This is a genomic window from Pelomonas lactea, from assembly GCF_043555885.1.
Classification (GTDB): domain Bacteria; phylum Pseudomonadota; class Gammaproteobacteria; order Burkholderiales; family Burkholderiaceae_C; genus Pelomonas; species Pelomonas lactea.
The window spans coordinates 181,683-202,645 of record NZ_JBIGHX010000005.1 but is presented as its reverse complement, the minus strand read 5'-3'; the positions used below and the strand labels follow the sequence as shown (position 1 = coordinate 202,645).

16 protein-coding genes and 1 tRNA gene are annotated in these 20,963 nt (G+C 69.8%); 7 read left to right on the top strand and 10 right to left on the bottom strand.

Translation table 11 applies throughout. The features are described from left to right. Positions 1-74: 74 nt before the first annotated feature. Entirely contained in the window at positions 75-3,365 is a 3,291-nt protein-coding gene (locus ACG04Q_RS16005; protein WP_394511951.1) for an EAL domain-containing protein, read from the bottom strand. 161 nt (positions 3,366-3,526) lie between these two features. On the opposite strand from ACG04Q_RS16005, the gene ACG04Q_RS16000 reads away from it, so the two are divergent. Further along, positions 3,527-4,258 carry a winged helix-turn-helix domain-containing protein gene (locus ACG04Q_RS16000; protein WP_394511950.1) on the top strand — a complete coding sequence of 244 codons (732 nt, stop codon included), beginning with the start codon at positions 3,527-3,529 and terminating at the stop codon, positions 4,256-4,258. A gap of 3 nt (positions 4,259-4,261) precedes the next feature. Continuing rightward, on the top strand, positions 4,262-6,205 hold the full coding sequence (locus ACG04Q_RS15995; protein ID WP_394511948.1) for a PAS domain S-box protein: 1,944 nt from the start codon (positions 4,262-4,264) through the stop codon (positions 6,203-6,205). Positions 6,206-6,336: 131 nt separating this feature from the next. Here ACG04Q_RS15995 and ACG04Q_RS15990 read toward each other — a convergent pair whose 3' ends face one another. After that, positions 6,337-7,101 carry a Crp/Fnr family transcriptional regulator gene (locus tag ACG04Q_RS15990; protein ID WP_394511947.1) on the bottom strand — a complete coding sequence of 255 codons (765 nt, stop codon included), beginning with the start codon at positions 7,099-7,101 and terminating at the stop codon, positions 6,337-6,339. Between the two features lie 174 nt (positions 7,102-7,275). Here ACG04Q_RS15990 and ACG04Q_RS15985 point away from each other — a divergent pair, with 174 nt between their 5' ends. Together ACG04Q_RS15985 and ACG04Q_RS15980 are read left to right on the top strand one after the other, a co-directional pair. Further along, positions 7,276-7,743: a Rossmann-fold NAD(P)-binding domain-containing protein gene (locus ACG04Q_RS15985; RefSeq protein ID WP_394511946.1), complete on the top strand. Its 468-nt coding sequence runs from the start codon at positions 7,276-7,278 to the stop codon at positions 7,741-7,743. Between the two features lie 83 nt (positions 7,744-7,826). After that, on the top strand, positions 7,827-9,539 hold the full coding sequence (locus tag ACG04Q_RS15980) for an ABC transporter ATP-binding protein/permease (RefSeq protein WP_394511945.1): 1,713 nt from the start codon (positions 7,827-7,829) through the stop codon (positions 9,537-9,539). Between the two features lie 77 nt (positions 9,540-9,616). Here the strand turns inward: ACG04Q_RS15980 and ACG04Q_RS15975 are convergent, their stop codons facing one another. The 7 genes from ACG04Q_RS15975 to hrcA all read right to left on the bottom strand — a co-directional run bounded on the left by ACG04Q_RS15975 (position 9,617) and on the right by hrcA (position 16,106). After that, a complete protein-coding gene (locus tag ACG04Q_RS15975) occupies positions 9,617-10,531 on the bottom strand; it encodes a restriction endonuclease (protein ID WP_394511944.1) in 915 nt (304 codons plus the stop codon). A gap of 29 nt (positions 10,532-10,560) precedes the next feature. After that, on the bottom strand, positions 10,561-12,048 hold the full coding sequence (locus tag ACG04Q_RS15970) for a restriction endonuclease subunit S domain-containing protein (RefSeq protein ID WP_394511943.1): 1,488 nt from the start codon (positions 12,046-12,048) through the stop codon (positions 10,561-10,563). Beyond that, positions 12,045-14,186, bottom strand: a complete 2,142-nt coding sequence (locus ACG04Q_RS15965; protein WP_394511942.1) for a type I restriction enzyme HsdR N-terminal domain-containing protein — start codon at positions 14,184-14,186, stop codon at positions 12,045-12,047. The genes ACG04Q_RS15970 and ACG04Q_RS15965 overlap by 4 nt, the downstream gene beginning before the upstream one ends. Further along, complete coding sequence (locus ACG04Q_RS15960) at positions 14,183-14,584, bottom strand: type II toxin-antitoxin system RelE/ParE family toxin (protein ID WP_394511941.1); 402 nt, start codon at positions 14,582-14,584, stop codon at positions 14,183-14,185. The genes ACG04Q_RS15965 and ACG04Q_RS15960 overlap by 4 nt, the downstream gene beginning before the upstream one ends. Beyond that, positions 14,577-14,900 carry a type II toxin-antitoxin system Phd/YefM family antitoxin gene (locus ACG04Q_RS15955; protein WP_394511940.1) on the bottom strand — a complete coding sequence of 108 codons (324 nt, stop codon included), beginning with the start codon at positions 14,898-14,900 and terminating at the stop codon, positions 14,577-14,579. The genes ACG04Q_RS15960 and ACG04Q_RS15955 overlap by 8 nt, the downstream gene beginning before the upstream one ends. Before the next feature lie 90 nt (positions 14,901-14,990). Continuing rightward, positions 14,991-15,067 (bottom strand) — tRNA-Ile (locus tag ACG04Q_RS15950). A 34-nt stretch (positions 15,068-15,101) separates the two neighbouring features. Then, positions 15,102-16,106, bottom strand: coding sequence for a heat-inducible transcriptional repressor HrcA (gene hrcA / locus ACG04Q_RS15945; RefSeq protein ID WP_394511939.1), 1,005 nt, complete (start codon positions 16,104-16,106; stop codon positions 15,102-15,104). A gap of 67 nt (positions 16,107-16,173) precedes the next feature. Between hrcA and ACG04Q_RS15940 the strand changes: the two genes are divergently transcribed. The 3 genes from ACG04Q_RS15940 to rapZ all read left to right on the top strand — a co-directional run bounded on the left by ACG04Q_RS15940 (position 16,174) and on the right by rapZ (position 19,837). Further along, complete coding sequence (locus ACG04Q_RS15940; protein WP_394511938.1) at positions 16,174-17,040, top strand: NAD kinase; 867 nt, start codon at positions 16,174-16,176, stop codon at positions 17,038-17,040. 179 nt (positions 17,041-17,219) lie between these two features. After that, the gene (recN, locus tag ACG04Q_RS15935; protein WP_394511937.1) at positions 17,220-18,923 is read left to right on the top strand and encodes a DNA repair protein RecN; all 1,704 of its coding nucleotides are present in this window, start codon (positions 17,220-17,222) and stop codon (positions 18,921-18,923) included. Then, positions 18,920-19,837, top strand: a complete 918-nt coding sequence (gene rapZ, locus ACG04Q_RS15930) for an RNase adapter RapZ (protein ID WP_394511936.1) — start codon at positions 18,920-18,922, stop codon at positions 19,835-19,837. The genes recN and rapZ overlap by 4 nt, the downstream gene beginning before the upstream one ends. A gap of 20 nt (positions 19,838-19,857) precedes the next feature. Here the strand turns inward: rapZ and ACG04Q_RS15925 are convergent, their stop codons facing one another. Then, complete coding sequence (locus tag ACG04Q_RS15925) at positions 19,858-20,868, bottom strand: glycoside hydrolase family 53 protein (protein WP_394511935.1); 1,011 nt, start codon at positions 20,866-20,868, stop codon at positions 19,858-19,860. Positions 20,869-20,963 lie beyond the last annotated feature (95 nt).

Sequence of the window (20,963 nt, the reverse complement as noted above, 5' to 3'; positions counted from 1 at the left end):
GCGGTGTCTCCGGTTGGGGCAGCCAGTATCCAGGCCCGCGAATGCCCCTGACAAAGGTCAGCCCACCGGGCCCGTCACGCCGCCGCGGCCACCTCGCGGCCGGCGCACCAGGCCTCGAAGGCATCGGCCGGCATGGGCCGGGCCAGGCCGTAGCCCTGCAGCTCGTCGCAGCCCTGCGCGCGCAGGTGGGCCTGCTGGGCCGGCGTCTCCACGCCCTCGGCCACCACGGCCAGCCCCAGCCGGTGCGCCAGCGAGATCACCGCGTCGACGATGGCGCTGCCGTCGGGGCCGATGCCGATGTGGTCGACGAAGGACTTGTCGACCTTCAGCGCATCGATGGGGAACTGGCGCAGATAGGCCAGGCTGGAGTAGCCCGTGCCGAAGTCATCCAGCGACAGCTTGACGCCCAGGTCCTTGAGCCGGCGCAGCATGTCGACACCCTCGCCGGGCCTGTCGATGAGCATGCTCTCGGTGACCTCCAGCTCCAGGCAGGCCGGCGGCACGCCGTGGCGGCGCAGCGCCTGGCCCACGACGCGGTCCAGGTCGCCGGCGGCGAACTGGCGGGCGGCCACGTTGACGGCGATGCGCGGCATGGCCAGCCCGTCGGCGCGCCAGCGCGCGAGCTGCGCGCAGGCCTGGTCGATGACCCAGGCGCCGATTTCCAGGATCAGGCTGCTCTGCTCGGCAATCGGCACGAACAGCCCCGGCGGCACCAGGTCGGCGCCCCGCTGCCAGCGCAGCAGCGCCTCGGCGCCCATGACGCGGCCGCTGGCGGCGCCCACCTTGGGCTGGTAGTGCAGCCGCAGCTCGCCGCGGTCCAGCGCCTGGCTGAGCGCCACCTCGATGTCCAGCCGGGCGACGGCCTGGCGGTTCAGGTCGTGCGTGAAGAAGCACAGCCGGTTGCGGCCCTGCTCCTTGGCGCGGTAGAGCGCCGCGTCGGCGTCGCGCATCATCGCCGTCGCGTCGCTGCAGCCGTCGTCGGGGAACAGGCTGATGCCGATGCTGGCGGTCACGTAGACCTCGTGCCCGCCGCCCAGCGTGACGACCCGCGCAACGGCGTCGATGAGGTCCTGGGCCAGCACGGCGGCCTCCTGCGGGCCGTTCAGCGACTCGGCGATGACGAGGAACTCGTCGCCACCCAGCCGGCCCAGCGTGTCGCCGCGGCGGATGCGCCCGCCCAGCCGGCGCGCCATCTCCACCAGCAGCTCGTCGCCGGCCGGATGGCCCAGGCTGTCGTTGACGGTCTTGAAACCGTCCAGGTCGATGTACAGCAGCGCCGTGCGCCCGCCCAGGCGCTGCGTGCGGGCCAGCGCCTGCTCCAGCCGCGCGATCAGCAGGCGGCGGTTGGGCAGCTCGGTCAGCGGGTCGTAGTTGGCCAGGCGCTGCAGCTCTGCCTCATCGCGCTTGACGCGCGTGATGTCGGTGAACACGCCGACGTAGTTGGTGATGGCGCCGGCGTCGTCGCGCACGGCGCTGATCGTCAGCCACTCGGGGTAGATCTCGCCGTCCTTGCGCCGGTTCCAGATCTCGCCGCGCCAGTGGCCCTGCTCGGTGATGCCGCGCCAGAGCTGGCGGTAGAACTCGGCGTCGTGCCGGCCCGAGTGCAGCAGCGCGGGCGTGCGGCCGATGGCATCCGCGGGCGCATAGCCGGTGATCTCGGTGAACGCCGGGTTCACGCTCTCGATGCGGCCGGCCGCGTCGCAGATGATGACGCCGTCGCGCGTGCTCTCGAACGCCTGGGCCCACTGGCGGTGGCGCTCCTCCTGCTGGCGGCGCTCGGTGATGTCGTGCACGACGCCGAAGATGCCGCTGATGCTGCCGTCCGCGTCGCGCAGCGGGCCCAGCGTGCGCAGATACCAGCGCCGCCCCAGCGCCGTCGTCAGCGGGCCCTCGCTGGCAAGGGTGCGGCCGGACTGCACGACCTCATCGTTCAGCGCCGCGATGCGCTGGCAGTCCTCGGGCGGCAGGAAGGCGTCGGCGCGCGCGCCGAGCACGGCCTGCGCCGGCTGGCCGAGCGCGCGGCAGGTGGCCTGGTTCACGAACGTGAAACGCCCCCGCAGATCCTTGGTGAACACCAGCGCCGGCGTGCTGTTGGTGACGGCCTCCAGCAGGTTCAGCGCGCGCAGCTTCTCCGCCTGCTCGGCGCGCTCGCGCCGGCTGGCCAGCAACTCGCGGCGCTGCTGCAGGCCGTAGACGCCGAAGGCCAGCAGCACCAGCGCCGCGAGGTCGGCGGCGACGATCCACAGCAGCTCGCCCCACGCGTGCCGATAGAGGTTGCCGGCATCGGCGACGGCCAGCAGCGACCAGCCGCTGCCCGCGGGCACCGCGGCGCCGACGAAGGCCCGCTGCGCGTCCAGCGTGGCGTCGAAGACGAGCGGCGCCGGCTGGCCGTCCGCGCCGCGACCCGGCCAGCCCGAGGCACCGGCCTGCGCCACCACGCGGCCGGCCAGGCCGCCGGCCGGCGCGGCCTCCAGCCAGTGCCAGCCGCTGCCCGCGTGCCGCGACAGCAGCAGCCTCGCGCGGCTGGCGTCGCCCGCCGCCAGCAGCGCGGCCAGCGTGGGCGTGGCATCAAACCGCAGCACCAGCCGGGCCGCAGCGCCGGCCGCTGACACGAGCGGCGTGCCGACCTCGGCCAGCACGCGCTGCGGCGCGCCGTCGGCGCGGGCGTCGCCCACCGCGATGACGGCGACGTCGGGGCCCGGCGCCGCCTCGGCAATGCGGGCGTCCAGGCAGCGCAGCTGCACGCACAGCTCGCGCAGGTGGCCGGCCAGCAGCGGCGATGCGGGCTCGTCGGGCTCGGTGCGCTCGCGGCGCGCCAGCAGCTGCAGCAGCTCCGCATCGTCGCGCCGGCTCGCCGCGTCCTTCTGCCGCTCCTGCAGCCAGGCGGCCCACAGCATGCCGCGCGCCTGCGCCATCGCGGCCAGCATCTGCGAGACCTCGCGGCGCTCGCCCCGCGATGCATGGATGGCGCCGGCCATGCCGACGCCGATGATGGCCACCGCCGCCAGGCTCAGCACGGCCATCAGCCGCCGCCCGCCGGGCATCTGCGCCGTGGCGGGCAGGTCGCGGTGCCGCCACCCCGCCACGCCCACCCACAGCGCCGACAGCGCGACGAACGCCAGCCCCTTCCACTGCCCCAGCGGCCGCAGCACGGCCAGCTCGGAGGACGACTCGAACAGCAACCGGTCCGACCACAGCACCCACGTCACGCCGAACACCGCGTACAGCAGCGCCGCGGCCAGCGCGCCGCGCTCTGCGCCGCCCAGCCAGCGCCGCGCCGCGCCCGGCCGCTCGCCGTCGAACGCCGGCGGCTGCCAGAACGTCTTGCTCGCCGGGTCTCGCACTTCGGCCGTCCTCTTCGTCATGGGCGGGCATTCTGGGCACCGCCATCCGGCGAGCATCTGACCTGCATCAAGTCGCTCCGCTCGGTTCTCGCGTCAGGCCCGCGGATCGCGGTGCGATTTCACGGCGGCGGCGGGGGTTAAAGTGACCGCCATCGCTGCGCCAGCACCGCATGCCGGAATCCATGACCCTGCCCCACGTTGCCGTTCTCGACGACGAAGTCGACATCACCCAGCTGCTGGCCACCTATCTGCAGGCACAGGGCTTTCGCGTCAGCCAGGTGCACAGCGGCCGCGCGCTGCTGGAGCTGATGGCACGCGACCCCGCCGCGCTGGTGCTGCTGGACCTGGGCCTGCCCGGCGAGGACGGCTTCGTCATCGCCCGCCAGCTGCGCGAGCACTGGCGCTGCGGGCTGGTCATCGTGACGGGCCGCGGCGACGCCATCGACAAGGTCGTGGGCCTGGAGATCGGCGCCGACGACTACGTGACCAAGCCCTTCGACCTGCGCGAGCTGCTGGCCCGCATCAAGGCCGTGCTGCGCCGCCTCGTGCCGGCCGAGCCGGCGCCGCCCGCGGCCGCACCCGCACCGCCGCAGCGGCCGCGCCTGCGCTTCGCCGGCTGGGAGCTGGACACCGCGGCGCGCCGCCTCGTCGACGCCAGCGGCACGGAGGTGGTGCTGACCACCGGCGAGTTCGAGCTGCTGCAGGTGCTGGCCCGCCACGCCGGCCGCGTGCTGTCGCGCGACTTCCTGCTGGAGCAGACGCGCGGCCGCGAGGCAGCGCCCTTCGACCGCACCATCGACGTGCTCGTCGGCCGGCTGCGCCGCAAGCTGGGCGACAACGCCGACGAGCCGCAGCTCATCAAGTCGGTGCGTGGCGCCGGCTACCTGTTCGCGCCCGCCGTCAGCCAGCACTGAGCCATGGACGCCGCCGCACTGCACCACGCCCTGTTCGCCGCGTCGGCCGACGCGCTGCTGCTGGTGGATGCGCGCGGGCACATCGCGCTGGCCAACCCGACCGCGACGACGCTGCTGGGCTACAGCCCTGAGGAGCTCATCGGCCTGTCGGTGGACGCGCTGGTGCCCGACGCCATCCGCCCCCGCCACGCCGCCTACCGCGAGAGCTACGCCCTGCATCCCCGGCCGCGCCCCATGGGCACGCAGATGGAGCTGGTGGCGCGGCGCAAGGACGGCTCGGAGGTGATGGTCGAGATCGCGCTGAGCCCGCTGCACGCGCAGGGCCTGCCCTACGTGGTGGCGGCCATCCGCGACATCGGCGCCTACCCGCGCGTCAAGCAGGCGCTCAAGCGCGCCCACTACGCCGAGCACCTGGCGCAGGTGGGCGGCATGGCGGTGGACACGCGCGACCCGCAGCAGCTGCTGCAGCGCGTGCCGCAGGTGGCCGTGCAGGCGCTGCAGGCCGACGCCTCGGTGGTGCTGCTGCTGGAGCCCGACCGCCAGAGCCAGCGCGTGGCCGGCTGCGCCGGCAACGTGCCCGCCGGCCAGCTCGGCAGCCGCGTGCCGGCAGGCGATGCGGGCCCGGCCGCCGACGGCACGCTGGCCGCGCCGCTGACCGACCGCGGCCAGGTCGTCGGCACGCTGACGGCGCGCCCGCGCGCGGGCGAGCGCTTCGGCGACGACGAGGAGCGCTTCCTGCAGTCGCTGGCCCATCTGCTGGCCACCAGCCTGCAGCGCACGCAGACCGAGGAGGCGCTGAACCACGCGCAGCGGCTGGAGAGCGTGGGCCAGCTGACCGGCGGCATCGCGCACGACTTCAACAACCTGCTGACCATCATCCAGGGCAACCTGCAGGTGCTGGAAGACCTGCCCGCCGTGGCGGGCGACGCCATCGCGCCGCAGCTGGTCAGCGCGGCGACCCGCGCCTCCAAGCGCGGCGCCGAGCTCACCGCCAAGCTGCTGGCCTTCTCGCGCCGCCAGGTGCTGCAGCCCACGCACGTGGACGTGGGCGCGCTGCTGGAGTCGCTGGCCGACATGCTGCGCCGCACGCTGGACCAGCGCATCCGCCTGCGCGTCGACGTCGAGCCCGGCTGCCCGCCGTGCCTGGCCGACCCGGGGCAGCTGGAGTCGGCCCTGCTGAACATCGCCATCAACGCGCGCGACGCCATGCCCGACGGCGGCGAGCTGGCGTTTGCCGCGCGCCGCTGCGACACGCTGCCCGCCGAGCTGGCCGGCGGCCGGCCGCGCGACTACCTGCGCATAGACATCGCCGACAACGGCGCCGGCATGCCCGAGGCGGTGCGCGAGCGTGCCTTCGAGCCCTTCTTCACGACCAAGGAGGCCGGCCGCGGCACGGGCCTGGGGCTGAGCACGGTGTACGGCTTCGCCAAGCAGTCACGCGGCGCGGCGCTGCTGGACAGCACGCCGGGCCAGGGCACGACGGTGTCGCTGCTGCTGCCCGTGCATGCCGACGCGGCCGACGACGCCGCGGCCGAGGGCGCGGGCGGCGACGCCGTGCCGCCCGGGCTGCGCGTGCTGCTGGTGGAGGACGAGCCGGAGGTGCGCACCGTCGTGACGACCTTCCTGCGCACGCTGGGCTGCGAGGTGCGCGCCGTGGCGACCGCCGAACTGGCGCTGGCCGAGCTGGCGGGCGACGCAGGCTGCGGCCTGCTGCTGTCGGACATCGCGCTGGGTGCCGGCCTGCGCGGCACGCAGCTGGCGCAGCGCGCGCAGCAGCAGCACCCCGGGCTGGCGGTGCTGCTGATGTCGGGCTATTCGTCGGAGCTGCTGGACGCCGACGAGGCCGCCGCCCACGAGCTGCTGCGCAAGCCCTTCAGCCGCGAGGAGCTGGCGCGGGCCGTCGCGAGGGTGGTGAAGGCGGCCCCTCGCCCGGGCTTGCCGCGCTGAACGCGGGCCAGCCCAGCCGGTCCCCCGAGGGGACGGCGACGCTCGCGGCATCGAGCCGCCAGCACGTCGCCTGAACGGGCCGGCTTGGGGCGGCCCGGCGCTCGGCCCGAAGGGCCAAGGTGCTGCGCGGCTTACTGCAGCGTCGTGCTGGCCGGCGCCAGGCTGCGCTGCACGTAGGCGCCCAGCGCCTGCACGTCGGGTATCTGCACGTCGCGGCGGCCGCGCTCGGGGAAGGCGATCAGCTGCTCGCGCGACAGCCGCGTCAGCGCACGGCTGACGGTCTCCAGCGTCATGCCCAGGTAGTTGCCGATCTCGGCGCGCGTCATGCGCAGCGTGATCTGGTCGTGGCGCAGCCCGCGCTGGGCCATCGCATCGGCCCAGTAGCGCAGGAAGTCGGCCACGCGGGCGTCGGCGGACAGCGTGCACAGGCTCAGCAGCGAGTCGCGGTCGCGCGTGATCTCGCGGCTCATGGCCTGGTGCAGCACGCCCAGCAGCTGCGGGTGGCGGGCGCAGGCGGCCAGCAGCGCGTCGTAGCGGATGCTCCAGACCTCGCCCGTGTCCAGCGCCACCGCGTCGCAGCCGTACTGGCCCGCGGCGATGCCGTCAAAGCCCAGCCAGTCGCCCTTGAAGTGCAGGCCCACCACCTGCTCGCGGCCGTCGGCGGCGAGGTTGATGGTCTTGAAGAAGCCGGAGTTGATGACGTGCAGCATGCCGAAGCGCTCACCCGCCTCGTAGACGCTGTCACCGGCCCGCACGATGCGCCGCGTGATGGCGACATGGTCCTGCAGCAGCTGCAGCGTGCCGGCGATGCGCTCGGCCACCTCGTGCCGGCCGGCCGCCGGCTGGGCAGACGGGGTGCGGGCGCGGGCGGCGGCGGTGCTGGTGGCGGTCATCATGGCGGGGCTCCTGGTGAAGCGGATTCGATGGACAGGAGCTTAGAAACCGGCCGACAACCGCCGAACAACGATCCGCACCACTCGGCAACACTCGGTAAACGGCGTGTAAACGGCGCTTGCGGCTTGATCTTCGTCAGCCTCGCCGCAGCGGCGAGCGCTTAGCCTGCGCCGGCCATGCTGCCCCACGCCTCACCCTGGTCCGCCGACAACGGCCTCGCGCTGATCGCCGACGCCGAGCGCCTCAAGCGCGCCGCCGCCAGCGACGCCGGCCTGCCCCAGCTGCTGCGCGGCAAGCGGCTCGCGCTGCTCAGCGACGACCTCGACGGCCCGGCCGCCACCGCCTTCGTGCGCGCGGCAACCGAGCTGGGCGGCCAGGTGGCCCGCGTGCGCGCCAGCGGCCTGGGCGACCGGCATGCGCGCAACCTCGCCTCGCTGCTGGGCCAGCTCTACGACGCCATCGAATGCCAGGGCCTGCCCGCCGCCGAACTGGGCGAGCTGGGCCGCCACGCCGGCGTGCCCGTGTTCGACGGCATTGCCGACGCCGGCCACCCGCTGCGCCAGCTGGCCGACACGATGGACGGCGAGACCGCCGGCAACCACCGCCACCTGCTGCAGGCGCTGCTGGCCGCGGCGCTGGGCTGACGCCGCACCGGCGCGGCGTCCGACACCGGCGCCGCGACGGCGCCCCTAGGCTTGGCCGAACGCTGCCACGCCCGCCTGCCCCCATGAGCCCCACGCCCGCCGACACGACCTCCGCCTGGAGCCGCTTCCTCGTCGTGGCCAAACCCTACTGGACGGGCGACCGCCGCCGCGTCGCCTGGGCCGTGCTGGTGGGCCTCATCGCGCTGATGCTGCTGGACACCCAGCTGGCCGTGCTCATCAACGAGAAGACCGGCGAGCTGACCTCCGCGCTGGCCGCGCGCGACGAAGGCCGCTTCTGGGCCGCCGTGCGCGGCATGCTGTGGGTCGTCGGCATTGCCGTGCCCGTCTACGCGCTGTACTACGCCGCGCGCGACGCCTACGCCAACGACTGGCGGCGCTGGCTCACGCACCGCTTCCTGGATGCCTACCTCGGCGACCGCGCCTACTTCCGCCTCGCCGGCGTGGACAACCCCGACCAGCGCATCGCCGACGACGTCAACACCTTCACCGGCCGCTCGCTGAACTTCCTGCTCATCCTGCTCGGCTCGGCCATGCAGCTGGTGGCGTTCAGCGCCGTGCTGTGGGGGCTGTCCAAGCTGCTGGTGGGCTTTCTCATCGCCTACGCGCTGCTGGGCACGCTGCTGTCCATCGGGCTGTTCGGTCGGCCGCTGATCCGGCTGAACTTCTGGCAGCTCAAGCGCGAGGCCGACTTCCGCTTCCGGCTCATGCGGCTGCGCGAGAACGCCGAGTCCATCGCCTTCTACCGCGGCGAGCAGCAGGAGCGCCACCAGCTGGACCAGCGCCTGCGCGCCGCGCTGCTGAACACGAAGAAGATGATCCGCGCGCAGTTCCTGCTGAACCTGTTCCAGCGCTCGTTCAGCCAGCTCAGCCTGCTGGTGCCCTTCGTCGTGCTGGCCGGCCAGGTGCTGGCGGGCGAGCTGGAGGTGGGCCAGGCCGTGCAGGCCGGCGGCGCGTTCGCCGCGGTGCTGAGCGCGGTGTCCGTCATCGTCGAGAACTTCGAGAGCCTGTCGCGCTTCGTCGCCGGCATCGACCGGCTGCACGTGATGGCGCAGAAGCTGCAGGAGGCACCGCCCGCCGCCGGCATCGCGCTGCAGCCGGCGCGGGAGTTGAAGCTCTCCAACGTGACCGTGACCGCCCCGGGCAGCGACCGTGTGCTGGTGAAGGACCTGTCGCTGAGCGTGCCGGCCGGCGGGTCGCTGCTCATCACCGGCGCCAGCGGCTGCGGCAAGAGCTCGCTGCTGCGCGCCATCGCCGGCCTGTGGACGCAGGGCGGCGGCCACATCGAACACCCGCCGCAGGAGGACGTGTTCTTCCTGCCGCAGCGCCCCTACCTGCAGGCCGGCACGCTGCGCAGCCAGCTCATCTACCCGCGCACCCATGCCGACCGCGACGACGAGGCGCTGCTGAAGGTGCTGGACGAAGTGCAGCTGCGCCACCTGGCCGACACCGACGCGGGCCTGGACCGCAAGGAAGACTGGGAGAAGCTGCTCAGCGGCGGCGAGCAGCAGCGCCTGGCCTTCGCCCGGCTGCTGGTGCACGCCCCGCGCGTGGCCATCCTCGACGAAGCCACCAGCGCGCTGGACGACGCCAACCAGCAGCGCCTGTACGAGCGCCTGCGCCAGCGCGGCACCACGCTGATCAGCATCGCCCACCGCGCCGCCGTGGCCGGCTTCCACCGCCGCGTGCTGCAGCTGACGGGGGGCGGGCGCTGGAAGCTCAGCAAGACACCGCCGCCGGAGGGTGACGCGGTGACTGGGGAGAAGTTGAAGGCGTGAGCGTTGCGGCGTGGCCGCGGGCCTTCGCAGAACGCCGCTTCAACGTGCCGCGTGGCCGTGCCCGCGGGATGCGCTGCCTAGCCGCCCGGCGCCAGGAAGCTGATGGATCGCAACGGCAAGCGACGCCGGGCTTGATCGGTCAGCTTGTCGTAGTGCTCATCCCACAGGTCGAACAGCTTCTTCAAGTTGATCAAGTTGATGCGCCGCTTTTCCTGCGTGCGCGCCTCGGCTTCGGCGTCCTTCGTGAAACCGCCGGTGCAGACGAACAGGCCCACATCGTCATCGCCCAGCACGGCCATGAAGGACCGCAGGCCCTCCACGCTCACCGCTTGCTGCTGGCGCTTCACCTGCACCTTGATGCGCGGCAGCCGCGTGCCCAGCGCGTCGGGCCACGCCTGGATGTCCACGCCGCCATCCTTGCCGGGCGGGGACACCCAGCTGACGTGGTACGACATGGCTCGCAGCAAGTCGGCCACCAGGTGCTGGAACTCGTACGGGTTCATGCCTTGCAGGTACCTGGAGATCTCGGCCCAGGCCTCCTCCTCGGCCATCTCGAACGTCACGCTCACCGCCTTGGCGTTGCTGCCCACGTCGTCTGCGCCGCCGGCTACCGCCGGGCCGGCCGCCGCCGGCGCCTCGGCATCGGGCTGCGCGGCCTTCCACTCCGCGTACAGCTTGCACGCCCGCTTGTAGAAGGCCTCCGGGTCCACCAGCGCCGCATGGGCAGCGCGCCCTTCGTCGGTGATGGACCAGATGCCCTTGTCCTTCACCAACCAGCCCGCCTTGACGCAATCGACCGTGGCGAAGCGGACGATCTTCTCGAAGCGGCGCCCGCCGGATTCATAGCTGTCAGCCTCGTAGGGCGACAAGGTGACGCGGCTGGCCAGCACCTGCAGGGCTTCGCTGGCTCGCAGGCCTTCTGGCGCCGCCAGCAGGATGCTGAACAGCTCGCGCAGGAATTCGCCGGTGCGGCGGCGGGTGATTTCGGCCATGGTTTGCTTCCCCCTGTTTGGCGTGGCGTTCAATGGACGCGAGGCGCTACCCGGTCAAGGTAGGCCAGTGCGGCGGCTTCGCTGTCTTCGATGGCGATCTCGACGGCCCGCTTGGCAGCGTCAAGTAATTGCGTTGCGCGCTGGCTGGCCTCGCGAGTCTTGCTTACAAATCGCTGTGTCCGACGCGCGATGTCCTCCATAACGCCGCGATCAAACTCGGGGACCTCAAACTGACGAATACTAAACAAACCTAGGAATGGATTAATTGCTCCAGTGGCCATCTTTTCTGACTGGAGCTTGCCAAATTGGCAGTTGAGGTATGCAACGATGTACCAAAGTGGCAATTCATCGGTGAATCGCAGCAGACCGACATCTTGATTTATGTTGACCGGGCCAGGCACACGTTCGGCAATTGCAGCGTTTCCAACCCGCCCCTTGATGGTGAACAGAACGTCGCCGTCGCGCAAAGCCGTTCTCGCCAATTCACCATGATGGTGCTCCAGCAAAATGCGTTTGTCCGATTCATAACTCATGTTGAAATCCGTGACATGCTCAGCGCACAGGAATGGCACATCGCCAACATTGAGATCGTGCCTCAGCGGGGTATGACCATTGGTCAGAGCGATCAGTAGTTCCGGCAGCGGAACGAAACGTTTGGCGCCCGCATCCAACAAGGCTTGGCGAGCAGAATAGAACTTTTCCTGGAAATGCTCTGCATCAAGGCGTGCAGCCGAGAATGCTTCGCTGCTTTGGCGGACATAGCTCAATGACTCGGGAGCTCTCCAGGCACCCAGACCTAGCGCTGTCAGTAGGACTGCTTCTACTCCCCCAAAATGCGCTTGTCGCTCCCGGTTGGTCTGATGTGCGAGTATGGAGACATAAGCAACGCGCGCTTCAAACTTCTCAGAGAACCTGGCGATGGCAAGCGCCTTCAAGTCAGGCAGAATTAACCCCATTTGCCCACCGCCACGCTTAGCGGAGAGAACCTGAGATTGACCGTAACGGCCGGCCAAGAACGCGTGCAGATAGGCCGGCGCAATAACGCCTCGCTTAGCGCGAAGAATGCCCAACTTGCAGTTCGCCGTGAGTTTTTCTGGGGCAGCGTCCACCAGCGCCGTCTGCCCAGTATTGGCGCCGACGATGGTGATCAGAACGTCATCGCGAAATATGTGTGAGCGAGCGAGCTTGTCGTATTCGGATTCCGGGATGAAGACTGGATTGCGGTCATCCAGCATCATTGCGCCGTTGATATCCTGCCCGCGCAGATAGCGGACGCCACCTTCAGCTTCGCCAAACTCATTGGCAATGCTGAGGTGGTTGCCGTCAGATACGGCGGCAACCTGGCTCACAGCGTCCACTCTGGGCAGCTTCGCCAGTCGTGCTGACAGTTCCAGGGCAGCTTTCGCAAAAGCCTCCGAGTCCATCCGCTCGCGGCTGAACACGTCGCTTGCCGGTCTTTCGATCGCTTCCAGCCCCTTCAACAACCGCGCGTACCGTGCGGCATCAAAGGGGCTCATGGAAAAAAAGGCAGGCCCTCCTTCTTCGCAAACTCCTGGAAGGCTTCGGCGATGCCGTCTTCGGTCTGCCCATCGTGGTTGAACAGGTCGTGCTTGACGATCAGGTGGCCGTGGGCGTCCAGCAGCGGCTTGCCATCCGCCCCCTGGCGATAGATCTTCTCGCCCGAGTTGTCCTTGCTGGGCTCGCGCATGGTGGCGAAGAAGATCGGGTAGTCGTCCACCTGCGGGCACAGCGGCCCGGCCTTGGGGTCGTCGTTCCACTTCTGGAAGAACAGCACGCTGGTCTTGGTGCCGGTGTGGGGCTTGAACACATTGCCGTGCAGGCCCACCACGGCCAGGATGCGGCCATGCGCGGCCAGGTACTCGCGCAGGAACTTGTCGGACGAGTTGTTGAACCGCCCCTGCGGCAGCACCACCGCCATGCGCCCGCCCGGCTTCAGGAAGCTGAGGTTGCGCTCGATGAACAGGATGTCGCGACCGACGGTGTTCTGGTTCTTCACCTTCACCTTGCGGTAGGTGCCGTCGGCCATCTGGTAGATCACCTCGTGGCTGGCATGCAGGGCTTCGGCAAAGCCGGGCGCCTTCGCGCGGGCATCAACGATGTTCTTGTCGTCGGCATCGACGTTGCCGATCTTGTCGAAGCTCACCGAGCGGGCCAGGTCGTACTTGGCCAGGATGCGGGTCTCCTTGATGTCGCCGGCAAAGGGCGGGTTGGCCATCAGCACGTCGAAGTTGAAGTCGCGGTTCTGGTCCTTGGCAGCGCGCAGCTTGCGCAGTTTCTTCCAGCCGTCGCCGTACACGTCCTGCCAGGCTTCGGTGTCCACGCGCTCGCCCCAGCGTTCGTAGTCCAGCGTGTTCAGGTGCAGCACATTGGTCTGGCCGTCGCCGGCGATCAGGTTCAGCGTGCGGCCCACGCGCACGGCCTTCTCGTCGAAGTCGATGGCAAACACCTTGTCGCGCACATAGTCCTCGCAGCGCGCGGGCTTCTTCTCGGTGGTGAAGAGGTGGCTCTTGGTCAGCCCTTCGTCCTGCATGATCTTTTCCCACACATGGAAGATGCCATGCACCGGGAAGCCGCAGCTGCCAGCGGCCGTGTCGATCAACGTCTCGCTCTCGTGGGGGTTGAGCATCTTCACGCACATGTCGATCACGTAGCGCGGCGTGAAGTACTGGCCTTTCTCGCCCTTGCTGGACTTGTTGATGAGGTACTCAAACGCCTCGTCCACGACCTCCAGGTTGGAGTTGAAGAGCTTGACCTTTTCCAGCGATGACACGCACACCGCCAAATGACTCGGCGTCAGCTCGATTCGGGCGTCGGTCGAAAACACGCCTTCCCAGCGCTTGCGTGCCTTGTCGAACAGCGCCTGAATTTTTTCTTGCAGTTCGGTCTCGGTCTCGCCGTAGTTCTTGAACACCAGGTGGCGCTTCTTGTCGCGGCCGCCTTCCAGCTCGTCGTACAGCTTGGTGAACACGAGCTTGAACAGTTCCTCGAACACGTCCACGCCGGCATTGGCCAGCACTTCGTCTTCCATCTCAAGGATCAGGTCCTTCAGCGACTTGCGCTCGTGGACGAGCTTGTCGCGCGCTGCAAGGTCCTCAATGGTCCAGCGCTCGCTGAGGATGTCTGACAGCTTCTGGCTGGCTGCTGGAATGCGCGGGATGTCCTCGAAGTAGTTCGGGTCCTTGCGGTGGTAGTACGAGATCTGGTCGCCATTGGTCCACACGCCCATGGGGGCGCCGGTGGCGTGGCAGTAGCTCTTGAGCTGCTCCTTGCCGTCCTTCAGCTTGGGCTTCTTGGTCTCGATCAGGATGTAAGGCGCGTCAGTCTTGTCTTTGTCGAAGACGCAGATGTCGGCGCGCTTCTTCTCCCGGCCGAAGGTGACCTCGTATTCGAGCTGCATGCGCGTGACCGGGTAGCCCAGGTCGTCGCGCAAGACCCTCAAGAAGAGCTGCCGAATGGCCTCTTCCGGTGTGAGCTTGATCGGCTTGCCACGGACCAGACAGGTGACGTAAGGCGTCGGCTTCTTGGCAGCGTCCTTCACCGAGATCGACGCTTCGAGCCCAATGATGTGTTCGGACTTGAACTGACTCAGCTTGTAGGCGCTGTCCTTGAGCAAGGTTTCGAGAAGGATGGTCATGTTTTGGTTGTCTTGCTGGCGCCCGGCCAATGCCGGGCGAAATCAAACGAAAGCTGCCGGTGGTGCCGAATGGACAGCAGATAGACCGCGGCCTGCGCGTCCACGGCCGTGTAGAGCATCAGGTAGTCGTCATGCAGGTACTCGCGCAGCGCGCCAGCCGCCCCAGCGGGCAACAGGGCGAGTTGCGCCAGGGCCTCGGCCGACTGCGGCGGGTTGGCCAGGTAGCGCCGCCCAATGCGAGGGAAGCGGGCCAGGTTGGGGATGACCGTGGCGCGCAGTTCGTCCAGCAGGTCGTCGAAGGCGAAGGCCGCGTCGGCTTCGGTCAGGAAGGCCTCGATGGCGTCCAGCCGCGCCAGGAAGCTGGCGGTCAGTTCGACCCGGTACAGGCTCTCAGCCACGCTTCTTGGCGGCCTTGCCCGGGGTGGCGCCGGCACGGCGCTGCTGCAGCTTGGCAATGGCGGCATCGGCCTCGACGGTGCGGCCGGCCTCGATGTCGGCCAGGCCGCGCTGGGCGTCGTCAATCAGCAGCAGGTGGATGCGCTCGCGCTCCAGCTGGTGGTAGTAGTCCAGCCGCGCGGCGTCGATGAGGGCAACGTAGCTCTCGCCGTTCTTGGTGATGATCTTCTCGGCGCCGGCCTTGGCCTGGTCCGCCAGTTCGGAGAGGTTGGCGCGCGCCTGGGTGAAGGGCACCACATCGCTGGCTGAAAAGCCCATGGCCGGCTCCTTGGGTGGGTAGATGACAGGATTCTGTGCAGTCTACTGGAGCGCCTCAACACACGCACCGGGCCCGCAGGCGGGCAGGGGTGGTAGGCCGTATTGGACTTGAACCAATGACCAAAGGATTATGAGTCCTCTGCTCTGACCAACTGAGCTAACGGCCCCCGAGGGAAGGCGCGGATTCTAGTCAGGCTTGGCTCAGCGCTGCGACAAGGCCTGGCCCACCATGCGTGACGTGATGTCGACGATCTGGATCATGCGGTCGTAGGCCATGCGCGTGGGGCCGATGACGCCCAGCGTGCCCACGACCTGGCCGTCCACCTCGTAGGGGGCCGACACGATGGACAGCTCCTCGTAGGGCACCACCTGGCTTTCGCCGCCGATGTAGATGCGCACGCCCTCGGCGCGGCTGGAGGTGTCGAGCAGGCGCATCAGCTGGGTCTTCTGCTCGAACAGGTCGAACAGGCGGCGCAGGCTGCCCATGTCGTGGCTGAAGTCCTGCACGGTCAGCAGGTTGCGTTCGCCGGAGACGATGACCTGCTCGTCCTGCTGTTCCATGGCCTCGGTGCCCACCTGCACGGCGGCGCTCATCAGCCCGGCGATCTCGCCGCGCAGCGCGTCCACCTCGTGGCGCAGCCGCTCGCGCACGGCCTCCAGCGTCAGGCCGGCGTAGCTGGCGTTCAGGCGGTTGCTGGCCTCGGCGAGTTCGGCCTGGGTGAGGTCTTGCGCGGTGAAGATGACGCGGTTCTGCACGTCGCCATCGGGCGACACGAGGATGACCAGCACGCGCCGCTCGCCCAGGCGCAGGAACTCGATGTGGTGGAACACGCTGGGCTTCTTGGGCGACGTGACGACGCCGACGAAGCTGGACAGGTTGGACAGCAGCTGCGCGGCGCTGGCGATGACGCGCTGGGGCTGGTCGGGCTGCAACTGGGCCTCCAGCTCCAGCCGGCCGGGCTGGGCCGTCAGCATGGTGTCGACGAACAGGCGGTAGCCGCGCGGCGTCGGGATGCGGCCGGCGCTGGTGTGCGGGCTGGCGATGAGGCCCAGGTCTTCCAGGTCGGCCATCACGTTGCGGATGGTGGCCGGGCTGAGCTCCAGGCCCGAAGCCTTGGACAGGGTGCGTGAGCCGACCGGCTGGCCATCCGCGATATAGCGTTCGACCAGGGTTTTCAGCAGGGATTTGGAGCGCTCGTCGAGCATGGCCCCATTCTAAGAACAGGCCTTCGGCTCCCAGGAGAGGCGATACCCCTGTGGTGTAATTTGCCGCATGGCCGAGCGCTTCAGACATGTCGCCATCGTGGGCAAGCATCAGGCGCCAGGCATCAAGCCGGTGCTGGAGGAAATTGCCCAGTTCTTGTGCACCCACGGCGTCGATGTGTCGCTGGAAGCGGAGACCGCACAGAACACCGGCATGACGGGTTACGACGCGCTGTCGCACGACGAGATGGGCCGCGCCTGCGACCTGGCCGTCGTCGTTGGCGGTGACGGCACGATGCTGGGCTTCGCCCGCGAGATGGCCCGCCACGGCGTGCCGCTGCTGGGCATCAACCAGGGGCGCCTGGGCTTCATCACGGACATCCCGATCGAGCGCTGGCGCGAGTCGCTGGCGCCGGTGCTGGCGGGCGACTACGAGGTGGAGTCGCGCGCGATGCTGGAAGGCGGCGTGCTGCGCGACGGCGAGTCCATCTTCTCGGGGCTGGCGCTGAACGACGTGGTCGTCAGCCGCGGCGGCACGTCGGGCATGGTGGAGCTGAAGGTGTCGGTGGGCGAGCAGTTCGTCGCCAACATGCGGGCGGACGGCCTCATCGTCGCGTCGCCCACCGGCTCCACGGCCTACGCGCTGTCGGCCGGCGGGCCCATCATGCACCCCAGCATCGCCGGCTGGCTGCTGGCGCCCATCGCGCCGCACACGCTCTCAAACCGCCCCATCGTGCTGCCCGACAGCGGCGAGGTGCGGCTGGAGATCGTGGCCGGCCGCGACGCGTCGGTGAACTTCGACATGCAGAGCCTGGCCAGCCTGCTGCACGGCGACACCATCACCGTGCGCCGCAGCCAGCATCAGGTGCGCTTCCTGCACCCCCAGGGTTGGAGCTATTACGCCACGCTGCGTCGCAAGCTCCGCTGGTATCTATGAAGCCCCTCGTCCGGTCTCGCTCCGCTGAACGCGGCGCGCCCAGCCGGTCCCCCGACGGGACGGCGATGCTTGCGGCATCGAGCCGCAAGCACATCGCCTGCGGGCCGGCTTGGGAGCGGCCCGGCGCTCGGCCCGCAGCATTTTTTGCATCACGTTCCACTGAGCAGTAGCCGACTGAAATGCTCCGCCACCTCTCTTTGAAGGATTTCGTCATCGTCCCGACGCTGGAGCTCGACTTCGAGCCCGGCTTTGCCGTGCTGACCGGCGAGACCGGCGCGGGCAAGTCCATCCTCATCGATGCGCTGCAGCTGGCGCTGGGCGGCCGGGGTGACGCGGGCGTCGTGCGCGAGGGCGCGGCCAAGGCCGAGATCACGGCCGAGTTCGACACGCCGGCCCATCTGCGCGGCTGGCTGGACGAGGCCGGTTTCGACGTTGACGACCACCTGCTGCTGCGCCGCGTCATCGACGCCGCCGGCAAGAGCCGCGCGTGGATCAACGGCGGCAGCGCCACGCTGACGCAGCTGCGTGAGCTGGCCGACCACCTGCTGGACATCCACGGCCAGCACGCCTGGCAAGGCCTGACCCGCCCGGCCGCCGTGCGCGAGCTGCTGGACGGCTTCGCCGGGCTGGACACGGCGCCGCTGGCGCGCGCCCACGCCGCCTGGAAGCAGGCGCTGGAGGCGCTGCAGAAGGCGCAGGGCCTGCAGGCCGACGCCCAGCGCGAACGCGAGCGGCTGGCCTGGCAGATCGCCGAGCTGGACCGCCTGGCGCCCGCCGACGGCGAATGGGACGAGCTGAACGCCGAGCATGGCCGGCTGTCGCACGGCCAGTCGCTGATTGACGCGGCCAAGTCGGCGCTGGACGCGCTGGACGACGCCGAACCCAGCGCCCAGTCGCTGGCTGCCGGCGCACTGGACCAGCTGGAGCGCGTGCTGGACCACGACGCCCGGCTGCTGCCCGCCGTGCAGGCGCTGCGCGACGTGCAGGCCCAGCTGGCCGACGCCAGCCACACGCTGGCCGGCTACCTGCACAAGGCCGACCTGGACCCCGAGCGGCTGGCCGAGCTGGACGAGCGCGTGTCGGCCTGGATGACGCTGGCGCGCCGCTACCGCCGCCAGCCGCAGGAGCTGCCCGGCCTGCTGGCGCAGTGGCGCGCCGAGCTGGCCGCGCTGGACGCCGCCAGCGACCCCGCGCAGCTGGAGGCCGCGCTGGCCGCCACGCGCCGGGCCTTCGACACGCAAGCCGCCGCCGCCAGCCGCGCGCGCAGGCAGGCCGCGCCGCAGCTGGCCGCGGCCGTCACGGCGGCGATGCAGCAGCTGGGCATGGCCGGCGGCCAGTTCGACATCGCGCTGCCGCCCACCGACGGCCCGCAGAGCTGGGGCGTCGAGTCCGCCGAGTTCCTCGTCGCCGGCCATGCCGGCAGCACGCCGCGGCCGCTGGCCAAGGTGGCGTCGGGCGGCGAGCTGTCGCGCATCGCGCTGGCCATCGCCGTGACGACCAGCCAGGCCGCCAACACGCACGGGCAGGCACCGGGCACGCTGATCTTCGACGAGATCGACGTGGGCATTGGCGGCGCCGTGGCCGAGACCGTGGGGCGGCTCATGAAGCAGCTGGGGCATGCGGCCGACGGGCAGCGCCAGGTGCTGGCCGTCACGCACCTGCCGCAGGTGGCCGCGTGCGCGGACCGTCATCTGGTGGTCGCCAAGAGCCTGCAGGATGGCGCCACCGCCAGCCGCGTGGCGCCGGTGCACGGCGAGGCGCGCGTGGCCGAGATCGCGCGCATGCTGGGCGGCGAACGTCTCTCGTCCACCAGCCTCGCCCATGCGCAGGAGATGCTGGCGGCCTCCACCACCAATGCCAAGGCGAAGAAGGCCCGATCATGAGCCCGGAACAAGAGCTGCAGGGTGACGTGGTGCTGCTGACCGGCATGTCCGGCGGCGGCAAGTCGGTGGCCATGCATGCGCTGGAGGACGCGGGTTATTTCTGCGTCGACAACCTGCCGGCCGAGCTGCTGCTGGACTTCCTGAACCTGGAGCAGCAGCGCGGCGAGCGCCGCGTCGCCATCGCGGTGGACGTGCGCTCGGCCGGCTCGCTGCCGCTGATGCTGCCGCTGCTCAAGCAGCTGCGCGCCAGCGGCGTGCGGGTGCGCTCCATCTTCCTGGACGCCAGCAACGAGGCGCTGATGCGCCGCTTCTCCGAGACGCGCCGCCCGCACCCGCTGCGCCATCAGGGCCGCGACACGGCCTTCGGCGGGCTGGACGGCGCGGAGGAGGACAAGCACCGCCTGCTGCTGGACGCCATCAAGCTGGAGCGCGAGCTGCTGGGCGGGCTGAAGGCCGAGTCCACCGTCATCGACACCAGCCAGCTGCGCCCGGCGCAGCTGCGCGCGTGGCTGGGCGACCTGGTGGGCCCCGAGGCCAGCAACCAGCTGACGCTGGTGTTCGAGAGCTTCGCGTTCAAGCACGGCGTGCCCAGCGACGCGGACTTCGTGTTCGACGTGCGCGTGCTGCCCAACCCCTACTACGACCGCGAGCTGCGCCCGCTGACCGGGCGCGACGCGCCGGTGGCGGCTTATCTGGCAGCGCAGCCCGAGGTGGGGCTGATGATGGGCCAGATCGCCGGCTTCCTGTCGCGCTGGCTGCCCAACTTCGCGGCCGACCAGCGCAGCTACCTGACGGTCGCCATCGGCTGCACGGGCGGGCAGCACCGCTCGGTGTACCTCGTGGAGATGCTGGCGCGCCAGTTCGGCCACCACGGCCATGTGCTGAAGCGCCACCGCGAGCTGGACGCGCGCTGAGGGCGCGCCCAGGCTGAACGTCAGAACGGATCGAGGGCGCTGGTCAGATAGCCCGAGCCGTTGATGGCCCCCCAGGTGTAGCCCTGCCAGCCCGGATAGGCCAGCGGCTCCCACCACAGCACGCCCAGGCCGTTGGCCCCCAGCGCCGACAGCCGCGTCATCACGTCGGCCAGCATGGACTTGGCGGCGCTGGCCTGCTGCCAGTCCATGCCCGTCTCGGCGACGATGACCGGCTTGCCGTAGCGAGACACCATGTCGGCCATGTTGGTGGACAGCTGCGCGTTCAGCGTGCCCCAGTTGCTGGCCGTCGGGTAGTGCGACATGCCGATCACGTCGTACTTGGCGCCGTTGTTCTTCATGCCGTCGAAGAACCAGCGGAACACGGTGTTGTTGTAGCCGTTGGCCAGGTGCAGCACGACCTTGGCGCCGGGGAACACGGCCTTGGTCGCGTTGTAGCCGCTGTTGATCAGCGAGACGAGGCTGGCGAAGCTGCTGCCCGAGGCCTTGCCCTCGGGCCACAGCATGCCGCTGTTGATCTCGTTGCCCACCTGCACATAGCTGACCGTCACGCCGTTGCTCTTCAGGTAGCTGAGGATGCCCTGGGTGTGCGAGTAGACGTCGGTCTGCAGTTGCGCCAGCGTGTGGCTGGACCAGGCCGCCGGCTTGTTCTGCTGGCCGGGGTCGGCCCACGAGTCGCTGTAGTGGAAGGTCAGCATGATCTTCTGGCCCTGCGCCACGGCGCGCTTGGCCTTGTAGAGCGTGTCGGCACCGTTGCACCAGCCGCCGCTGGGGTTGACCCAGACGCGCAGCCGGACGGTGTTGACGCCTGCGTTCTTCAGCAGCACGAAGGGGTCGGTCTTCGCGCCCGACGCGCTGTAGAAGCTGTAGCCGGCCGATTCCTCCTGGCTGACCCAGCTCACGTCCGCGCCCTTGTCCAGCGCGGCCGCGGGCCCCGCCGCAAACGCCCCAACGGCGCCCATCACCACGCCCGCGCACCAGCGGCGCAGGCTCCATGCCTTCGTCGTCATCATCAGTCTTGTCTCCGGGTTGTCTTTTATGAAACGGATGCCGGGGCAGCTTAGGGAGAAGTGCGCTGCAGCAAATATTCCTTGTTGAGCGGCGCGTA